Source organism: Rhodococcus sp. BP-332 (assembly GCF_019836065.1).
GTDB lineage: Bacteria > Actinomycetota > Actinomycetes > Mycobacteriales > Mycobacteriaceae > Rhodococcoides.
Map to the genome: position 1 here is coordinate 570292 of NZ_JABUEC010000001.1, position 17828 is coordinate 588119.

Consider the following 17828-nt stretch of genomic DNA (forward strand, 5'->3'; position numbering starts at 1 on the left):
CCGCCGCGACACCCTCTACTTTCCGAAGCCCGCCTTCCGCAGGGCATCGGCCATCGATCCCGTTGCCGCGGCCGGTGCCGAGGACTGCGCTCCCTTGCGCGGTCCGGCTCCGGTCTTCTGCCGGTTCCGGGCGCCCTGGCCTCCCGACCCGCCGCGTGGAGCCGATGCCGCTGCCGTACCGCCGATCTCGTCGGTCAGTCGCAAGGACAGGCCGATCCGCTGGCGCGGCAGGTCGACCTCCATGATCTTCACGCGCACGACCTGTCCGGACTTGACGACGTCGTGCGGGTCCGAGACGAAGCGGTCGGACATCGCCGAGACGTGGACGAGTCCGTCCTGGTGCACGCCCACGTCGACGAAGGCGCCGAAGGCCGCCACGTTGGTCACCACTCCCTCGAGCACCATGCCCGGTCGCAGGTCGGCGACCTTCTCGACACCGGCCGCGAAGGTGGCGGTGGCGAACTCCGGACGCGGATCGCGTCCGGGCTTCTCGAGCTCGGACAGGATGTCGGTGACGGTCGGGAGTCCGAACCGGTCGTCGACGAAGTCCTGCGGGCGCAGGGACCGCAGCACCCGCTCGTTGCCGATCACCTCACGGACTCCCATGCCGGCCCTGTCGACGATGCGGCGCACCACGGGATACGCCTCGGGGTGCACGCTCGACCGGTCGAGGGGGTCGTCGCCGTCGGTGATGCGGAGGAACCCGGCGCACTGCTCGAAAGCTTTGGGCCCGAGCCGCGGAACCTTCTGCAGCGCGGATCGGGATCGAAAGGGGCCGTTCTCGTCGCGGTGCGCGACGATCGACTCGGCGAGAGTGGTGGCCACGCCGGAGACGCGCGCGAGCAGAGGCACGCTGGCGGTGTTGACGTCGACGCCGACCGCGTTCACCGCGTCCTCGACGACGGCGCCCAGGGAACGCGCCAACATGGATTCCGAGACGTCGTGCTGGTACTGCCCCACGCCGATCGACTTCGGGTCGATCTTCACCAGTTCCGCGAGGGGATCCTGCAGACGACGGGCGATGGAGACCGCGCCGCGGATCGAGACGTCGAGATCGGGCAGTTCGCGCGACCCGTAGGCGGACGCGGAGTACACGGAGGCGCCGGCCTCGGAGACCATCGCCTTGGTCAGGTTCGCGTCCGGGTACCTCGCGATGAGTTCCGCCGCCAGCGCGTCGGTCTCACGCGACGCGGTGCCGTTGCCGATGGCCAGCAGATCGACACGGTGCTTCGCCGCCAGTGCGGCCAGCGTCGCGAGCGCCTCGTTCCACTTGCCCTGGGGCTTGTGCGGATAGATGGTGTCGTACGCGAGGACCTTGCCGGTGGGGTCCACGATCGCGACCTTGGTCCCCGTGCGGAACCCGGGGTCGAGGCCCATGGTGGTGCGACTGCCGGCGGGCGCCGCCAACAGCAGGTCCTTAAGGTTGGAGGCGAAGACGTCGACCGCGCGCTCCTCCGCGGACTGCCGCAGGCGCATGCGGGTGTCGATGCCCAGGCTGACCAGAAGCTTGGTCCGCCACGCCCATCGCACCGTGTCGAGGAGCCACCGGTCGGCCGCACGGCCGTGGTCGCCGATACCGAAGCGCGCCGCGATGCGGGTCTCGTACACCGACGCGGTACCGGGTGCGGGTTCGTCGGTGTTCGGCTCCGGATCCATCGTGAGGGAGAGCACCTCCTCCTTCTCCCCGCGCAGGACTGCCAGTACTCGATGGGACGGAACGGAGGTGAAGGACTCGGAGAACGCGAAGTAGTCGGAGAACTTCGCACCGTCCGTCTCCTTGCCCGGTCGCACCGCGCTGGTCAACCGGCCACGGGTCCACATCAGCTCGCGCAGCGACCCGACGAGGTCGGCGTCCTCGGCGAAGTGCTCGACGAGGATCGCGCGCGCACCGGCGAGCTGCTCCTCGTCGAAGGACGTCGGATCGGTGGTCGGATCGGACAGCAGGGCGTCCGCCACGGGCTGGTGGCCGGCCTCGCGCGCGATCTGCGCCTTGGTGCGGCGCTTCGGTTTGAACGGGAGGTAGATGTCCTCGAGGCGCGCCTTGGTGTCCGCGAGCACGATCGAGTCCTCGAGCGCGTCGTCGAGCTTGCCCTGCGAGCGGATGGACTCGAGAATCGCGGCGCGGCGCTCGTCGAGCTCGCGCAGGTATCGCAGTCGCTCGTCGATCGTGCGCAGCTGGGTGTCGTCGAGCGTGCCCGTGACCTCCTTGCGGTAGCGCGCGATGAACGGCACCGTCGCACCCCCGTCGAGCAGGTCCACGGCGGCGCGTACGCGCTCCTCCGCGACGTCGAGCTCCTCGGCGATCCGGCGATTGACAGATTTCACAGCGGTCGTCACGGCGATGGACCCTACCGCGCCGGTACCGTGGAGTGACGGTGCCGCCCCGGGTTCCGAGCGCCGACGCGCCCGGTACGTCCACTCTCGAATGTGGGGGCACTCGATGACAGAACGGTAGTCACGTGACAACTCACTCGGCGCGCCTGCGACGAGCCTCCACCATGATGGCGGCGGTGGCGCTCGCCACCACGATGGCGGCGGCCTGCGCGCAGCCGGCCGAGCCGGCGGCGACGACGATCCCGGTCGCACCGGAGTTCCCCGAACCCGAGATGCCGATGGCACCGGACCTCACCGGCCGCCTGCAGCAGGCACTCGACGGCGCGGCCGCTCGCGGCGCCACGCTCTCCATCGGCTTCCTCGATCGGGAGACCGGGACGTACATGGGTTCCGGTGACAACGATCCGATCGAGACGGCGTCGGTGGTCAAGTTGTTCATCGCCGACGATCTGCTCTACCGCTCGTCGCGCGGCGAGTTCGCCCTCGACGAGGAGTCCCGTGCCCTCATCGCGCCGATGCTCTCGTCGTCGGACGACAGTGCGGCACAGGTCCTGTGGGACGCCGCCGGTGGATCCGACGTCGTGGCACGCGTCGCCGGCCGCTACGGCCTGCCCGCCACAGCCGCGTCGGCGGACGGGATCTGGTGGAACACCCGGACCACCGCGGCGGACCTGGTGCGGTACTACGACGCCGTCCTCGACGGCACCGGCGGACTGAACCCGGCGGACCGGGCGACCGTCGTCGGAGACCTCGAGGCGTTCACCCCCGAGGGGGCAGACGGCTATCCCCAGACCTTCGGCATCCCGCGGGCACTCCCGGGCGAGACGGTCCGCGGGGTCAAGCAAGGCTGGATGTGCTGCGTCGACGGTCGGTGGATCCACCTGAGCACGGGGTTCGTCGGCGACGGGGAGCGCTACGTGGTGGCGGTGCTCTCGCGGGAGGATCCCTGGTACGGCGCGGACGGCGGCAGCGCGGAGACGACGGCGGACACCGCGGTGACGGACGACGACGGCGCCAAGCACGCGCGCGTCACCGTCACCGGCGCGCTGAAGATCCTGTTCCCCACCGGGGTCGTCGCCTGAGGGATCGCGTCAGGGCAGGAGGTCGGGCCGGCGCTGAGCGGTACGCTCGAGCGACTGTTCCCGCCGCCACTGTTCGATGCGGGAGTGGTTGCCGGACAACAGAACCGGCGGCACGTCCAGGCCGCGCCACGTGGCCGGTCGGGTGTAGCCAGGCCCCTCGAGGAGACCGTCGGAGAACGAGTCCTGTTGGTGCGAGAGCTGATTGCCCAGGACGCCGGGCAGCAGCCGCGTCACGGCCTCGGTCATCACCAGCACCGCGGCCTCGCCGCCGATGAGCACGTAGTCCCCGATGCTGACCTCCTCGACGCGCACCCGGGTCGCCGCGTCATCGAAGACTCGCTGATCGATGCCCTCGTAGCGGCCGCATGCGAACACCAGATGATCCTCGCGCGACCATCTCTCGGCGGTGCGCTGGGTGAAGGGCACTCCGGCGGGCGTGGGCACCACCAGGATCGGGTCGGCGTCGCGCATGACGTCGTCCAACGCGTCTCCCCACACCGTCGGCTTCATGACCATGCCGGGGCCGCCGCCGTAGGGCGAGTCGTCGACCGCCTTGTGCACGTCGTGTGTCCAGTCCCGGAGGTCGTGGACACCGAGGGTCACCAGACCGTTCTGCACGGCCTTGCCCAGCAGCGCGGTACGCATGGGCTCGAGGTACTCGGGGAAGATCGTCACCACGTCGATACGCATGGTCACTCGCCGTCCAGAAGCCCTTCGGGCGGATCGATCTCGACGGTCCGCGTCTCGCGGGAGACCGACACCACGATCGCGGACACGAACGGTACGAGCAGTTCGCGGCCGACGTTCTCGTCGGCCGGCGTGATCGACAGCAACTCCCCCGCAGCGGAGTGCAGCACCTCGCTGACCGTGCCGATCACCGTGCCCGCCGACTCGTGATCCGGAGCGAACTGCACCGTCATGCCCTCGAGCTCGTGGTCGTAGAACTCGTCCGGATCGTCGGACGGGGGTAGATCCGCGGTGTCGACGACGAACAGGGTGCCGCGCATCGCGTCGGCGGTACTGCGATCGTCGATTCCCTTCAGACGCAGCAGAAGCCGCCCGGAATGCTCCCGGGCGGCTTCCACCGTGTAGTCGGTCGTGCTGTTGCCGCGACGCGCACGGCCGTGCAGAACGGATCCCGGAGCGAACCGCTCGTCAGGATCGTCCGTGCGGACCTCCACGACGACCTCGCCCTTGATGCCGTGCGACTTGGCCACGCGGCCCACGACGAGCTCCACGTCGGTGATCAGCGATCGGTGTCGACGACGTCGACACGGATCCCACGGCCGCCGATACCCGAGACGAGGGTACGGAGCGCGGTGGCGGTACGACCGCCACGGCCGATGACCTTGCCCAGATCGTCGGGGTGCACATGCACCTCGACGGTCCGGCCACGGCGACCGGTGATCATCTCGACACGAACGTCGTCCGGATTGGACACGATGCCGCGAACCAGATGCTCGACGGCGTCGGCGACCATGGTGCTCACAGGTGGGTCCTACTTCTCGGTGGACTCGGCGGTGGCGTCCGCGGTCTCGTCTGCCGGTGCGCTCTCGGCGTCGTCCGCCTTGGCGGCCTTCTTCTTCTTCGGCGTGGTGGCCTCGGCGACGGGCTCGTTGTCGGCGGCGGCGAGCGCAGCGTTGAACAGGTCCAGCTTGGACGGCTTCGGCTCCTTGACGCGGAGCGTGCCCTCGGCGCCCGGCAGGCCCTTGAACTTCTGCCAGTCACCGGTGATCTTGAGGAGTGCCTCGACGGGCTCGGTGGGCTGTGCGCCCACGCTCAGCCAGTGCTGCACGCGATCGGAATCGATCTCGATCAGCGACGGCTCTTCCTTCGGGTGGTACTTGCCGACGGTCTCGATGGCACGGCCACCGCGACGGGTACGCGCGTCGGCGATGACGACGCGGTACTGCGGGTTGCGGATCTTGCCGAGACGGGTGAGCTTGATCTTGACTGCCATGTGAAACGAAGCCTCTTTCGATGTGGTCGCAGGACGCGACCGCTGGTCACGGTGCAATTCAGCGATGCGCACGGCATGCGCACCCGGTTTTGCGGTGGATGGGTGTTGTGACCGCCGCTCGGTACGGAACCGGAGACGGGCGAACAGCGACTTATTCTGCCAGACACCGCCCGAGCGTCATAATCCCAGCCCGGTCACCAGATCCGGCCGCGCAAGACCACCACGTCCGGCGCCGACAGGACGTCCGGCCCGGTTCGTGGGTCCGTGGAGTAGAACACCAGATCCGCGGGTGCGCCGTGCTCGATGCCCGCACGCCCGAGCCACCGCCGCGCCGTCCAACTGGCCGCACCCAGGGCGTCGGTCGGCGACAGGCCCACGCCCACCAGCGCCGCCACCTCGTCGGCCACCCGCCCGTGCTCGATGCTGCCGCCCGCGTCGGTGCCCGCGTAGATCGGGACTCCGGCGTCGTGCGCGCGCCCCACCGTGTCCGCCACTCGGGCGTGCAGATCGCGCATGTGATCGGCGTAGCGCGGGTAGCGGGTGGCCGAGTCGGCGATCGACGGAAATGTCTCGATGTTGATGAGCGTGGGCACCAGTGCGGTTCCGTGCTCGACCATCATCTCGATGGTCTCGTCGGTCAGGCCGGTGCCGTGTTCGATGCAGTCGATGCCGGCACCGATCAGCCCGGGCAGCGCGTCCTCGCCGAAGACGTGCGCAGTGACCCGGGCGCCCTCGGCGTGGGCGGCGTCGATGGCCCGGCGCAGGACCGCGTCGTCCCACAAGGGTGCGAGGTCGCCGACCTCGCGGTCGATCCAGTCGCCGACCAGCTTGACCCACCCGTCGCCGAGGCGCGCCTGCTGAGCCACGGCCTCGGGCAGTTGCGACTCGTCCTCGAGATCGACGGCGAGGCCGGGAATGTAGCGCTTGGGCATCGCGATGTGCCGACCCGCGCGGATGATGCGCGGCAGATCCTCGTGGTCGTCGAGTGCGCGGGTGTCGACGGGCGATCCCGCGTCACGCAGCAGCAGCGCACCCACCTCGCGCTCGGTGGTGGCCTGCGCGACGGTGCCGTCGTGATCCTCGTGCCCGCCACCGTACGTGATACCGACATGGCAGTGCGCGTCGACGAGACCCGGAACGATCCAGCCGCCCCGCGCCACCGTGGTGGCACCGGGAACCGGATCCAGTGAGACGAGGCCGTCTCGCACCCAGACGTCCACCTCGTCGTGGCCGGGCAGCACGACGCCGCGCAGATGCAGACTCGGCGAGATGCGCACCGCGTGCTCCGCCCTACTTCTTGGGGAGCTTCAGCTGCGACAGGTCGATGCCCTCGAGGCCCGGCGGAAGCTGGTCGAGGCCCTTCGGCATCGAGGACAGATCGGGCATCCCCGCGGGCATTCCGCCCGGCATACCGGGGAAGCCTCCCCGCACGCCCTTCGGCGGTGTGGGTCCGCGACCGCCCTTCTTCCCCTTCTTGCCCTTCTTGTTGCTGCGCTGAACCTGCTTGCGCGCGCCGGGCATGCCCATGCGGCCGGCCATCGACGCCATCATCTTGCGGGCCTCGAAGAAGCGGTCGACGAGCTGGTTGACGTCGGAGACCTTCACACCGGAACCGTTGGCGATGCGCAGACGACGGGAGGCGTTGATCATCTTCGGATCGGCCCGCTCGGCGGGTGTCATACCGCGGATGATGGCCTGCACGCGGTCGAGCTGCTTGTCGTCCACCGACGCGAGGGCGTCCTTCATCTGACCGGCACCGGGCAGCATGCCGAGCAGGTTGCCGATCGGTCCCATCTTGCGGATCGCCATCATCTGCTCGAGGAAGTCCTCGAGCGTCAACTGGCCGGACCCGATCTTCGCGGCGGTGTCCTCCGCCTGCTTCGCGTCGAAGACGGTCTCGGCCTGCTCGATGAGGCTGAGCAGGTCGCCCATGCCGAGGATGCGGCTCGCCATGCGATCCGGGTGGAAGATCTCGAAGTCCTCGAGCTTCTCGCCCGTCGACGCGAACATGATCGGTCGACCGGTGACCTCGCGGACGCTCAGCGCGGCGCCACCGCGGGCGTCGCCGTCGAGCTTGGTCAGCACGACGCCGGTGAAGCCGACACCGTCCTGGAAGGCCTGCGCCGTGCTGACGGCGTCCTGGCCGATCATCGCGTCGAGCACGAACAGGATCTCGTCGGGGTTCGTCGCGTCGCGGATACCGGCGGCCTGGCCCATGAGCTCGGTGTCGATACCGAGACGGCCCGCGGTGTCGACGATGACGACGTCGTACTGCTTGGCCCTGGCCTCCGCGACACCGGCGCGAGCGACCTCCACCGGATCGGCCGCGGTCACGCCGAGGGCATTCTCGCCGCCGCCGATCGACGTGCCCGGATGCGGCGCGAAGACGGCGGCGCCCGCACGCTCGCCGACGATCTGGAGCTGACTCACCGCACCGGGGCGCTGGAGGTCGCAGGCCACGAGGAGCGGGGTGTGGTTCTGGTCCTTGAGCCACTTGGCGAGCTTGCCGGCGAGTGTCGTCTTACCGGAGCCCTGCAGACCGGCCAGCATGATGACGGTCGGCGGGTTCTTCGCGAACTCCACCCGCCGGGTCTCGCCACCGAGGATGCCGACGAGCTCGTCGTTGACGATCTTGACGACCTGCTGCGCGGGGTTGAGAGCAGCGGAGACCTCGGCGCCCTTCGCGCGCTCCTTGATCCGAGTGATGAAAGCGCGCACGACCGGCAGCGCGACGTCGGCGTCGAGCAGTGCCAGGCGGATCTCGCGGCACACCGCATCGATGTCGGCGCCCGAGAGCCGACCCTTGCCTCTCAGATCCTTGAGGCTTCCGGTCAATCTGTCGGACAGTGATTCGAACACCGATACTCCTGAACATCGCGAGAGAAGTGAAGACTCCGTCGACCAGACTAACGGTCGATCGACCCGGCGGTGGCCCGGCCCGACGCGTACCTCAGTCGTCCGACTCGGGCTCCTTCGGACGCAGGGCGGGGACGACGGCCAGCAGCGCGCGTTCGAGCTCCTCGCGCTGTGCCCGCGATCCGGCGCCGCCCTCCGACGCCCCGCTGGTGTCGACGCAGAACGCGTCCACCACCGAGGATCCGCGGGTGGTGACCTTGGCCCAGCGCACGTCGGCACCGTGCTTCTCGAAGACGGACGAGAGCCGGCACAGCAGCCCGAGCCGATCCTCGGCGCGGACCTCCACGATCACGGAGTCGCCGTCCGGACCGTCGAACCACAGCACCCGCGGCGGCGCCTGCGCGTACAGCAGCACCTCCGACGAGTCGAGCGTTCCGAGTTCGCCGTCCGAGGCGGCGATCCGTGCCCCGGCCTCCTTGAGGTCGAGTTGCGCGAGCAGGTCGAGGTCCCCGTCGAGTGCCCGGATGAGCTCCTGGCGCAGTAGGCCGGGCTGGGGCGGCGCCCCGAAGGTGGGCGTGACGACGAAGCGGTTGATCGCGAACCCGTTCGCGCTGACCACGGATGCGGACAGCACCCGCAGCGCGGCCAGAGCGAGCACGCCCGACGCGTTGGACAGCAGGCCGAGCCTGTCCGGCGCGGTCACCGTCACCTCGAACGTGTGCGGACTGTCCGACGGCTGCAGATCGACGTCGACTCCGCCCTCGGCGGCGCGGGCCGCGAGCGCCGCGTCGATCGGATCGGGCGTCGGCAGCGATTCACCGGCCATGATCATGCGGCAGCGCCGCACGAGCTCACCGATGAGCGAGGACTTCCAGTCCCCCCAGACACCGGGTCCCGTCGCGAGCGAGTCCGCCTCGGCCAGCGCGTGCAGGAGTTCGAGCAGGATCGGATCGCCGTCCAGCGCGTCGACCACCCGCTGCACCGTCGCGGGATCGTCCAGGTCGCGTCGGGTCGCGGTGTCCGGCAGGAGCAGATGGTGGCGCACCATCGCCTCGAGCAGCCGGACGTCCGACGGCCACAGACCGAGCCGCTTGCCCACCTGCGTGGCCAGATCCGCGCCGACGATGCTGTGGTCTCCCCCGCGGCCCTTGCCGATGTCGTGCAGCAGTGCCCCGAGGACCAGCAGGTCGGGCCTCGCGACCCGGGTGGTGAAACCGCTCGCGTGAGCGGCGGTCTCGACGAGATGGCGATCCACGGTCCAGGTGTGCACGGCGTCGCGCGGCGGCAGGTCGCGCACCGCCCCCCACTCGGGAAGCAGACGCCCCCACAGGCCCGTCCGGTCCAGAGCCTCGATCGCGTCGATGGCGCGGCGGCCGGATCCGAGGACCACCAGCAGGTCGTTCAGTGCCTCCTTCGGCCACGGCTCGCGCAGTTCCGGTGCACTGTCGGACAGCCGGCCCAGGGTCGACGCGGACATCGGCATCCCGGTCACCGCGGAGGCCGCTGCGACACGCATGATCAGTCCCGGATCCTTGTTGGGGCGGGCGTCCCGCGCCAGCACCACCTCGCCGGCGTGCTCGACGACCCCCTCGTCCAGGGGCCGACGCACCGGTACCCGGCGGAGACGCGAGAGTCCGCGTCGCGGTATGGCATTCCCGGCGGTACGCAGGCCCACGTCCGTCGAGTAGACGATGGTGCGCGCCGAATCACTCAGTACGCGTGCGAGATCGAACCGATCGCCGATTCGGAGCGCGGCGGCGATCTCGTCCGCGTCCTGCGCTCGCAGCTGATCACGGGCACGGCCCGCCACCCGGTGCAGCTCGGTACGGACGTCGAGGATCCGTCGGTGAGCGAAATCCAGTCCACCGCCCGGTGATTCGGGCCCGAGGCCCGGCATCGCGTCGGTGAGCTGCGCGATGGAGAGCGCGTCGAGCAGCTGCACGTCGCGCAGTCCGCCGCGTCCACTCTTGAGATCGGGCTCGGCCCGGTGGGCGATCTCGCCGCTACGCCCCCAGCGAGTGCGGGTCAGCGCGTGCAGTTCGTCGAACCGATCGCGGATCCCGATGCGCCACTGACGCCGGATCCCGTCGATCAACATCGAACTGAGTTCGGCGTCGCCCACGATGTGTCGGGCGTCGAGCAGACCGAGGGCCGCGGTCATGTCGTGGGCGGCGACGTCCAGAGCCTGCGGAACCGTGCGGACACTGTGATCGAGCTTGATGTGCGCGTCCCACAGCGGGTACCAGAGTTGGTCGGCCACACCGCTGACGAGCGCGGGATCGAGATCGTCGTGCAACAGCACCAGGTCCAGGTCCGAGTACGGCAGCATCTCGCGACGACCCAGCCCGCCGACGGCGACGATGGCGAATCCGCTGTCCGGCTTGATACCCACCTCGGAACCCTTGGTGGTCAGCCAGAACTCGTGGAGATCGACGAGCGCCTGGCGCAGCGCCGTCGCGTCCAGTCGTCGATTCCGGCCCTGGCCGGCGAGCAGTTGCTCGCGCGCTCGGACGAGATCCGCCGCTGCTTCGGAACCTCCCACGGGGCTCACTCCTTCTGGTGTCGTGTCGCCGAGAAACAGATCGGCCGCGGATCCGCCCCGTCGAACGAGGCGGATCCGCGGCCGGACTGACGGGAACTACAGAGCGTCGGAGCCACGCTCGCCGGTGCGCACGCGCACGACTGCCTCCACGGGCGAGACCCAGACCTTGCCGTCACCGATCTTGCCGGTGCGGGCTGCCTCGACGATCACCTCGACGACCTTGTCCACGGCCGCATCGTCCACGACGACCTCGACGCGCACCTTGGGAACGAAGTCCACGGAGTACTCGGCACCGCGGTAGACCTCGGTGTGGCCCTTCTGTCGGCCGTACCCCTGTACCTCGCTCACGGTCATACCGAGAACGCCTGCCTGCTCGAGAGCCGTCTTGACGTCCTCGAGAGTGAACGGCTTGACGATTGCAGTGATCAACTTCATGTCTCACGCCTCCTTGCTGGGAACACGTCCCAGTGTTGACCCACCGAGTGCCGCAAAGTCGTAGGCGGTCTCGGCATGTTCCGATTCGTCGGCTCCCATGGATTCACCATCGTCGTCGATCCGGAGGCCCACGGTGTACTTGACGATGAGCGCGACGATGGTCGTACCCACCAGAGAGTAGAGCAGCACCGCACCGGCACCGACTGCCTGACGCCACAGCTGGTCGAATCCGCCGCCGTAGAACAGCCCCTCGACACCGGCCGGCGCCTCGGAGGTGGCGACCAGTCCGACGAGCAGCGTGCCCACCAGACCGCCGACGAGGTGGACGCCGACGACGTCGAGCGAGTCGTCGAAACCGAACTTGAACTTCAGGCCGACGGCCAGTGCGCAGAGCACACCGGCGACGACGCCGATGACGAGTGCACCGAGGATGTTGACCGAGGAGCAGGCCGGGGTGATCGCCACGAGTCCGGCGACGATGCCCGACGCACCACCGAGACTCGTCGCGTGCCCGTCACGGATGCGCTCCGTGAGGAGCCAGGCCAGCATGGCTGCGGCCGTGGCCGCGATGGTGGTGACGAAGGTGGCACCGGCGATGCCGTTGGAGCCGACGGCGGAACCGGCGTTGAAGCCGAACCAACCGAACCAGAGGAGGCCGGCACCCAGCATGACGAACGGCAGGTTGTGGGGGCGGAACGGAGTGCCCGGCCATCCCTTGCGCTTGCCCAGGATGACGGCGAGCACCAGACCCGCGGCACCCGCGTTGATGTGGACGGCGGTACCGCCGGCGAAGTCGACCGCCGCGAGCTTGTTGGCGATCCAGCCACCGGTCGTGGTGGTGACCTCGTCGAAGGAGAAGACCCAGTGAGCGACCGGGAAGTAGACGAGGGTCGCCCACAGTCCGGCGAACAGCAGCCACGGTCCGAAGCGCATGCGGTCCGCGACAGCGCCGGAGATCAGCGCGACCGTCAGGATCGCGAACATGGCCTGGAAGGAGACGAACACGGTCGCGGGAATGGTGCCGACGAGCGGGATCGCGGCATCGGTGAGCACACCGGCCTCGTCCTCGGAGGCGAGGTACGTTCCGCCGATCAGGCCCTTGAGCCCGAAGTACTGGAACGGGTCACCGATCAGGTTGCCCTTGTCCTCGCCGAAGGTGACCGAGTAGCCGTACAGCACCCAGAGAACGCCGACGACGCCCATCGCGCTGATGCTCATCATGATCATGTTCAGCACGCTCTTCGCGCGGACCATGCCGCCGTAGAAGAACGCAAGACCCGGAACCATGAGCAACACGAATGCCGCGCTTGTCAGCATCCATGCGGTGTCACCGGTGTCGGGCGCACCGATAGTGGGAAAATCCACCTTGAGCCTCCTCCTTCTTCCTCGCCCCAGCCGATGGCGGCTGACGACCTGAGGAGAAGGGTGCTCACTCGACGTTTCGGCGACGACACTGCGGTGTTTCGTCGGTGTGAACGCACAGCCGAATCATGTTGCGACCGTGTTGCGTCTCGGTCTTTTCACCCGATTCGGCCGCCGAGGACTCGACGAGAGTCGAATTCTCGGCGGCCCGAGCGGGGCTCGCGGTCAGCCGAGAAGAGCGTCGACGAACGCGCCGGGCTCGAACGGAGCGAGGTCGTCGGCGCCCTCACCGAGGCCCACGAGCTTCACCGGGACACCGAGTTCACGCTGCACCTGGAACACGATGCCGCCCTTGGCGGTGCCGTCCAGCTTGGTCAGCACGACGCCGGTGATGTCGACGACCTGAGCGAAGACCCTAGCCTGCGCGAGACCGTTCTGACCGATGGTCGCGTCGAGCACGAGCAGGACGTCGTCGACGGGCGCCTTCTTCTCGATGACGCGCTTGACCTTGCCCAGCTCGTCCATCAGTCCGGTCTTGGTGTGCAGTCGGCCCGCCGTGTCGATGAGCACGGCGTCGACTCCGTCGGCGATGCCGCGCGTCACGGCGTCGAACGCGACGGCGGCCGGATCGGCGCCCTCCTTGCCGCGCACCACCTCGGCGCCCACGCGCTCGGCCCACGTCTGCAGCTGGTCGGCCGCCGCGGCGCGGAAGGTGTCGGCCGCGCCCAGCACGACCCGACGACCGTCCGCCACCAGGACGCGGGCGAGCTTGCCGGTCGTCGTGGTCTTGCCGGTGCCGTTGACGCCGACGACGAGCAGGACCGACGGCCGGTCACCGTGCGGCAGCGCACGGATCGAGCGGTCGAACGACGGGGTGAGCTGCTCGATCAGCACCTCGCGCAGCAGGGCGCGGGCCTCGGGCTCCGTCCGCACGTTGCGCACGGCCATCTGTTCACGCAGCGTCGCGACGATCTCGGCGGTCGCCGCGCTCCCCAGGTCGGCGACGAGGAGGGTGTCCTCGACCTCCTCCCACGAGTCCTCGTCGAGGTCGCCGCCACCGAGCAGTCCGAGCAACGACCGGCCCACGGCGTTCTGCGATCGAGACAGTCGACCGCGCAGTTTGGTGAGGCGGCCCGACGTGGGCTCGATCTCGTCGAGCACCGGAGCGGAGCTCGCCGGTTCTGTCGGCGTCTCCTCCTCCACCGGAGGGACGACCAGGGGCGGGGTCTCGACAGGCGGTGCCTCCGTGGCCGGAGCGGGCTCGTCGAGCACCGGGTCGGGCAGCGAGATGTCGGTGATGCCCCGCTTGGGTGCGTCGCGAGGAACCGAAGCGTCGTCACCGACCCGCGGTTGATCGTCGGTGTCGGTGCGCTCGAGGGTGGGTTCGGGGATCGGCTTCCGGGGCGCCGGCGCGGGCGGAGCCGCCGTGCCCTGCGAGAAGTCGAATCCGGTCCCGGCCTTGTAGCCACCCGATCGGTCGACCTCGCGGACCTGCTCGGTGGTGTCCGGACGGGCCAGGGAGATGCGGCGACGACGCTGCAACACCAACCCGACGACGAGAACGACGACGAGCAGTGCGAGGACGGCCGCCACGACGATCCACAGTTCGGTAGTCACGTCGACCATCCTGTCAGGACGGTGGCTCGGGAGTCGCCACCTCCCCCGCGGGCTCGAGGACGGCACGCTTGGGCAACCGCTGCGAGATCACCGTCGTGATGCCGTCGCCGCGCATGCTCACGCCGTACAGCGCGTCGGCCACCTCCATGGTGGGTTTCTGGTGCGTGATGACGATGAGCTGCGACTTCTCCCGCAGCTGCTCGAACAGGCCGATGAGGCGACGGAGGTTCGTGTCGTCCAGCGCCGCCTCGACCTCGTCCATGACGTAGAACGGGGACGGCCGGGCCCGGAAGATGGCGACGAGCATCGCGACCGCGGTGAGCGACTTCTCGCCGCCGGACAAGAGCGACAACCTCTTGACCTTCTTGCCCGGCGGACGGGCCTCGACCTCGATGCCGGTGGTGAGCATGTCCGAGGGGTCGGTCAGTACCAGTCGGCCCTCACCGCCCGGGAAGAGCTTGGCGAAGACGCCGACGAACTCGCGCTCGACGTCGGCGTAGGCCTCGGTGAACACCTGCAGGATGCGGGCGTCGACGTCCGCGACCACGCCCAACAGATCCTTGCGCGCCGACTTCACGTCCTCGAGCTGGGTGGACAGGAAGTTGTAGCGCTCCTCCAGGGCGGCGAACTCCTCGAGAGCCAGCGGGTTGACCTTGCCCAGCGTCGCGAGGTCCTTCTCCGCACGCTTGACCCGGCGCTCCTGCTCCGCGCGGTCGAACGGCATCGGGGCCGGGGCCACCACCTGCTCGCCGCGTTCCTTCGCCTGCTCGTACTCCGCCATCTCGAGGTCGGTCGGCGGCAGCGTGACGTCGGGTCCGTACTCGGCGATCAGGTCGTCGGGCGCGATGGAGAACTGCTCCACCACGTTCTGTTCGAGCTGCTCGATGCGGAGCACCGCCTGCGCCTTGGCCACCTCGTCGCGGTGCACCGCGTCGGTCAACTGCGTGGCGCGCACGGCGAGGGCGCGAACCTGTTCCCGCGTCCGGTCCAGCTCGGCCGCTCGGTCGGAACGACGGCGAGCCAGTTCGTCGCGGCGCACGGCAGCGTCCGCCACGACGCGCTCCAGCCGTCCGGCGACACGAGTCCCGGCCTCGGCGACCGCGGCGGCCACCGCAGCGGACTGCACGCGGCGTGCCCGTGCCCGCTCGGCCCGCGCACGGCCTTCTCGTTCCATCCGTGCCTGCCGACGGAGCTGGTCGGCCTTGCCGCGGACCGAGTCGGCGCGCTCCTCGGCGGTGCGTAGGGACAATCTGGCCTCGACCTCGACGGACCGCACCTCGGTGACCGCTGCGGCAGCGTCCTCGCGGGCCCGCGCCCACTCCTCCGCCTCACCGTCCCCGTCGGCGTCGCCGCCCTGGTCGTCCTCGGCCCGGCGCACGCGCTCCTCCAGTTCGGCGAGCGCGGTCACCGCCTCGTCTCGCTGATGCTCGGCCCGTTCGCGCTGGGACTGCAGCCGGGTCGACTCGGCATGCGCGACACGGGCGACCTGGCCCAGTCGGCCGAGTTGCTCGTACACCGCGGACATCGCGGCGTCGGACTCCGTGAGCGCGGCCAACGCCTGATCGGCGGCCTCCCGGCGGTCCGCCTGTTCGGCGAGTGCCCCGGACAGCGCCGCGGCGAGTTCCTCGGTCCGACGCTCCGTCGCCGCCAGTTCGGTCACCGACTCGTCGATGGCCGCCTGCACCTCGAGCGTGCTGGGTCGGCGGTCCGACCCACCGGTGATCCACCCGCGCCCCACCAGGTCGCCGCCGCGTGTCACGACGCGCACGTCGGCGCTGTCCTCGACGAGGGCGGTGGCCTCCTCCAGCGTGTCGACGACGCTGGTGCCCGCCAACAACGAGGCGAGCGCGCCGCGCGCCGACTCGGACGCCTCGATCACCGACAGGATCGAGGCGCCGGAGCCGATCGTCCGCTCCTCGGACGCCGCGCCCGTGGGGTAGACGATCGCCGCGCGGCCGGCGTCCTCGCTCTTGAGCGCCGACACCGCCTCGCGGGCGTTCTCGACCGACGAGACCACCACGGCGTCGGCCGCGGCTCCCAGCGCCACGGCCACCGCCACCTCGTACCCCGGCCGCACGGTGAGGTGATCGCCCAACCTGCCGACGACGCCGTGCTGTTGCTTCTCCCCCAGCCACGCACCGCCGTCGCCGCGTTCCAGGTTCATCGTGAGAGCGTCGATCCGGGCGCGCAGCGATGCCACTCGCTGGCTCGACTCCCGTTCTCCCGTCTGCAGTTCCGCGACGCGGGCGTCGGCGATGGCCAGTGCCTCGACAGCATTCTCGTGCTGCGAGTCCAGTCCCGCCTCACCGGCGTCGAGTTCGCCGACCTTCTCCTGGACGATGTCGAACTCGGCCTGTGCGGCGTCGCCGCGGTGCTTCGCGTCCTCGATCGCGGTCGCGAGACGGGCCACCTCCGTGTCGTACGACTCGGCCCGAGCGCGCAGCCCGTCCACCTGACCGGAGAGTCGCGCGAGGCCCTCCCTGCGGTCGGCGACGGCGCGCACGGCAGCGGCGTGGGCGCGCTCCGCGTCCGCCGCGGCCGCTTCCCGTTCCGCGAGCTGCTCCCTCGCGGCATCGAGGGTGGCGCGCGCGAACTCCACCGCCTCGGTCAGCTGCATCTCCTCCTCGGCGACCCGGTCCGCACGCTGCTCGAGCTCGTCCGGGTCGGGACCGCGGCGGTCCTCCGGCTCGTCACCGAGGTGACGTGCCCGCTCGGTCGCGATGCGCACGGTGGCGCCGACACGCTCGGCGAGAGCGGACAGCTGGAACCACGTCTGCGCCGCCGCCTCCGCGCTCGGGGTGAGTCGCGCGAGGTCCTGCTCGCCCTCGGCCAGCACCGCCTCGCCCTCGGCCAACGCGTCCTGGACCGCGGCGTACTCCTCGCGAGCCTTCGTCTCGTCGTGCGACTGTTCCGCCAGTTCGGTCCGGCGTGTCACCAGATCGTCGGCGGCGATGCGCAGGCGCGCGTCGCGGAGGTCCGCCTGCACGGTCTGCGCGCGCCGGGCCACCTCGGCCTGTCGGCCCAGGGGCTTGAGCTGCCGACGCAATTCTGTGGTGAGGTCCGTCAGACGCGCGAGGTTGGCCTGCATGGAGTCGAGCTTGCGGACGGCCTTCTCTTTGCGCTTGCGGTGCTTGAGGACGCCGGCGGCCTCCTCGATGAAGGCGCGACGGTCCTCCGGCCGCGACTCGAGAATGGCGGCGAGCCGACCCTGACCGACGATGACGTGCATCTCACGGCCGATACCCGAGTCGCTGAGCAGTTCCTGGACGTCCATCAGTCGGCACGAGCTGCCGTTGATCTCGTACTCGCCGGCACCGTCGCGGAACATGCGGCGGGTGATCGAGACCTCGGAATAGTCGATCGGCAGCGCGCCGTCGCTGTTGTCGATGGTCAGCGTCACCTCGGCCCGGCCCAGCGGGGCGCGGCCGGACGTGCCGGCGAAGATGACGTCCTCCATCTTGCCGCCGCGCAGCGCCTTCGCGCCCTGCTCCCCCATGACCCAGGTCAGAGCGTCGACGACATTCGACTTGCCCGATCCGTTGGGCCCCACCACGCAGGTGATGCCGGGCTCGAAACGCAGAGTCGTCGCCGAGGCGAAGGACTTGAAGCCCTTCAGCGTCAGACTCTTGAGGTGCATGGC

At 69.8% G+C, this 17828-nt stretch carries 13 protein-coding genes; 1 reads left to right on the forward strand and 12 read right to left on the reverse strand.

The features are described from left to right. Positions 1 to 15: 15 nt before the first annotated feature. The gene (locus HQ314_RS02660) at positions 16 to 2337 is read right to left on the reverse strand and encodes a Tex family protein (RefSeq protein ID WP_222649213.1); all 2322 of its coding nucleotides are present in this window, start codon (positions 2335 to 2337) and stop codon (positions 16 to 18) included. A 122-nt stretch (positions 2338 to 2459) separates the two neighbouring features. Between HQ314_RS02660 and HQ314_RS02665 the strand changes: the two genes are divergently transcribed. Further along, the gene (locus HQ314_RS02665) at positions 2460 to 3416 is read left to right on the forward strand and encodes a serine hydrolase (protein WP_308119193.1); all 957 of its coding nucleotides are present in this window, start codon (positions 2460 to 2462) and stop codon (positions 3414 to 3416) included. Positions 3417 to 3425: 9 nt separating this feature from the next. Here HQ314_RS02665 and trmD read toward each other — a convergent pair whose 3' ends face one another. The 11 genes from trmD to smc form a co-directional block, all read right to left on the reverse strand. After that, a complete protein-coding gene (gene trmD, locus HQ314_RS02670; protein ID WP_056445343.1) occupies positions 3426 to 4106 on the reverse strand; it encodes a tRNA (guanosine(37)-N1)-methyltransferase TrmD in 681 nt (226 codons plus the stop codon). Between the two features lie 2 nt (positions 4107 to 4108). Continuing rightward, complete coding sequence (gene rimM / locus HQ314_RS02675; RefSeq protein ID WP_222649214.1) at positions 4109 to 4654, reverse strand: ribosome maturation factor RimM; 546 nt, start codon at positions 4652 to 4654, stop codon at positions 4109 to 4111. 8 nt (positions 4655 to 4662) lie between these two features. Next, positions 4663 to 4905 (reverse strand): RNA-binding protein, encoded by a 243-nt coding sequence (locus HQ314_RS02680; protein WP_027505019.1) that lies wholly within the window; start codon positions 4903 to 4905, stop codon positions 4663 to 4665. A gap of 9 nt (positions 4906 to 4914) precedes the next feature. Further along, a complete protein-coding gene (rpsP, locus tag HQ314_RS02685) occupies positions 4915 to 5376 on the reverse strand; it encodes a 30S ribosomal protein S16 (protein WP_027505018.1) in 462 nt (153 codons plus the stop codon). A 194-nt stretch (positions 5377 to 5570) separates the two neighbouring features. Next, positions 5571 to 6635 carry an amidohydrolase family protein gene (locus tag HQ314_RS02690; protein WP_222637819.1) on the reverse strand — a complete coding sequence of 355 codons (1065 nt, stop codon included), beginning with the start codon at positions 6633 to 6635 and terminating at the stop codon, positions 5571 to 5573. A gap of 31 nt (positions 6636 to 6666) precedes the next feature. Beyond that, positions 6667 to 8235: a signal recognition particle protein gene (gene ffh, locus HQ314_RS02695; protein ID WP_056445067.1), complete on the reverse strand. Its 1569-nt coding sequence runs from the start codon at positions 8233 to 8235 to the stop codon at positions 6667 to 6669. A 91-nt stretch (positions 8236 to 8326) separates the two neighbouring features. Further along, a complete protein-coding gene (locus tag HQ314_RS02700) occupies positions 8327 to 10813 on the reverse strand; it encodes a [protein-PII] uridylyltransferase (RefSeq protein WP_056445069.1) in 2487 nt (828 codons plus the stop codon). A 57-nt stretch (positions 10814 to 10870) separates the two neighbouring features. Next, a complete protein-coding gene (locus tag HQ314_RS02705) occupies positions 10871 to 11209 on the reverse strand; it encodes a P-II family nitrogen regulator (RefSeq protein WP_027505009.1) in 339 nt (112 codons plus the stop codon). A 3-nt stretch (positions 11210 to 11212) separates the two neighbouring features. Continuing rightward, on the reverse strand, positions 11213 to 12574 hold the full coding sequence (locus HQ314_RS02710; protein ID WP_027505008.1) for an ammonium transporter: 1362 nt from the start codon (positions 12572 to 12574) through the stop codon (positions 11213 to 11215). Positions 12575 to 12796: 222 nt separating this feature from the next. Further along, on the reverse strand, positions 12797 to 14197 hold the full coding sequence (gene ftsY, locus HQ314_RS02715; RefSeq protein ID WP_222649215.1) for a signal recognition particle-docking protein FtsY: 1401 nt from the start codon (positions 14195 to 14197) through the stop codon (positions 12797 to 12799). A gap of 4 nt (positions 14198 to 14201) precedes the next feature. Then, positions 14202 to 17825, reverse strand: a complete 3624-nt coding sequence (gene smc / locus HQ314_RS02720; protein ID WP_222649216.1) for a chromosome segregation protein SMC — start codon at positions 17823 to 17825, stop codon at positions 14202 to 14204. Between the last annotated feature and the right edge of the window lie 3 nt (positions 17826 to 17828).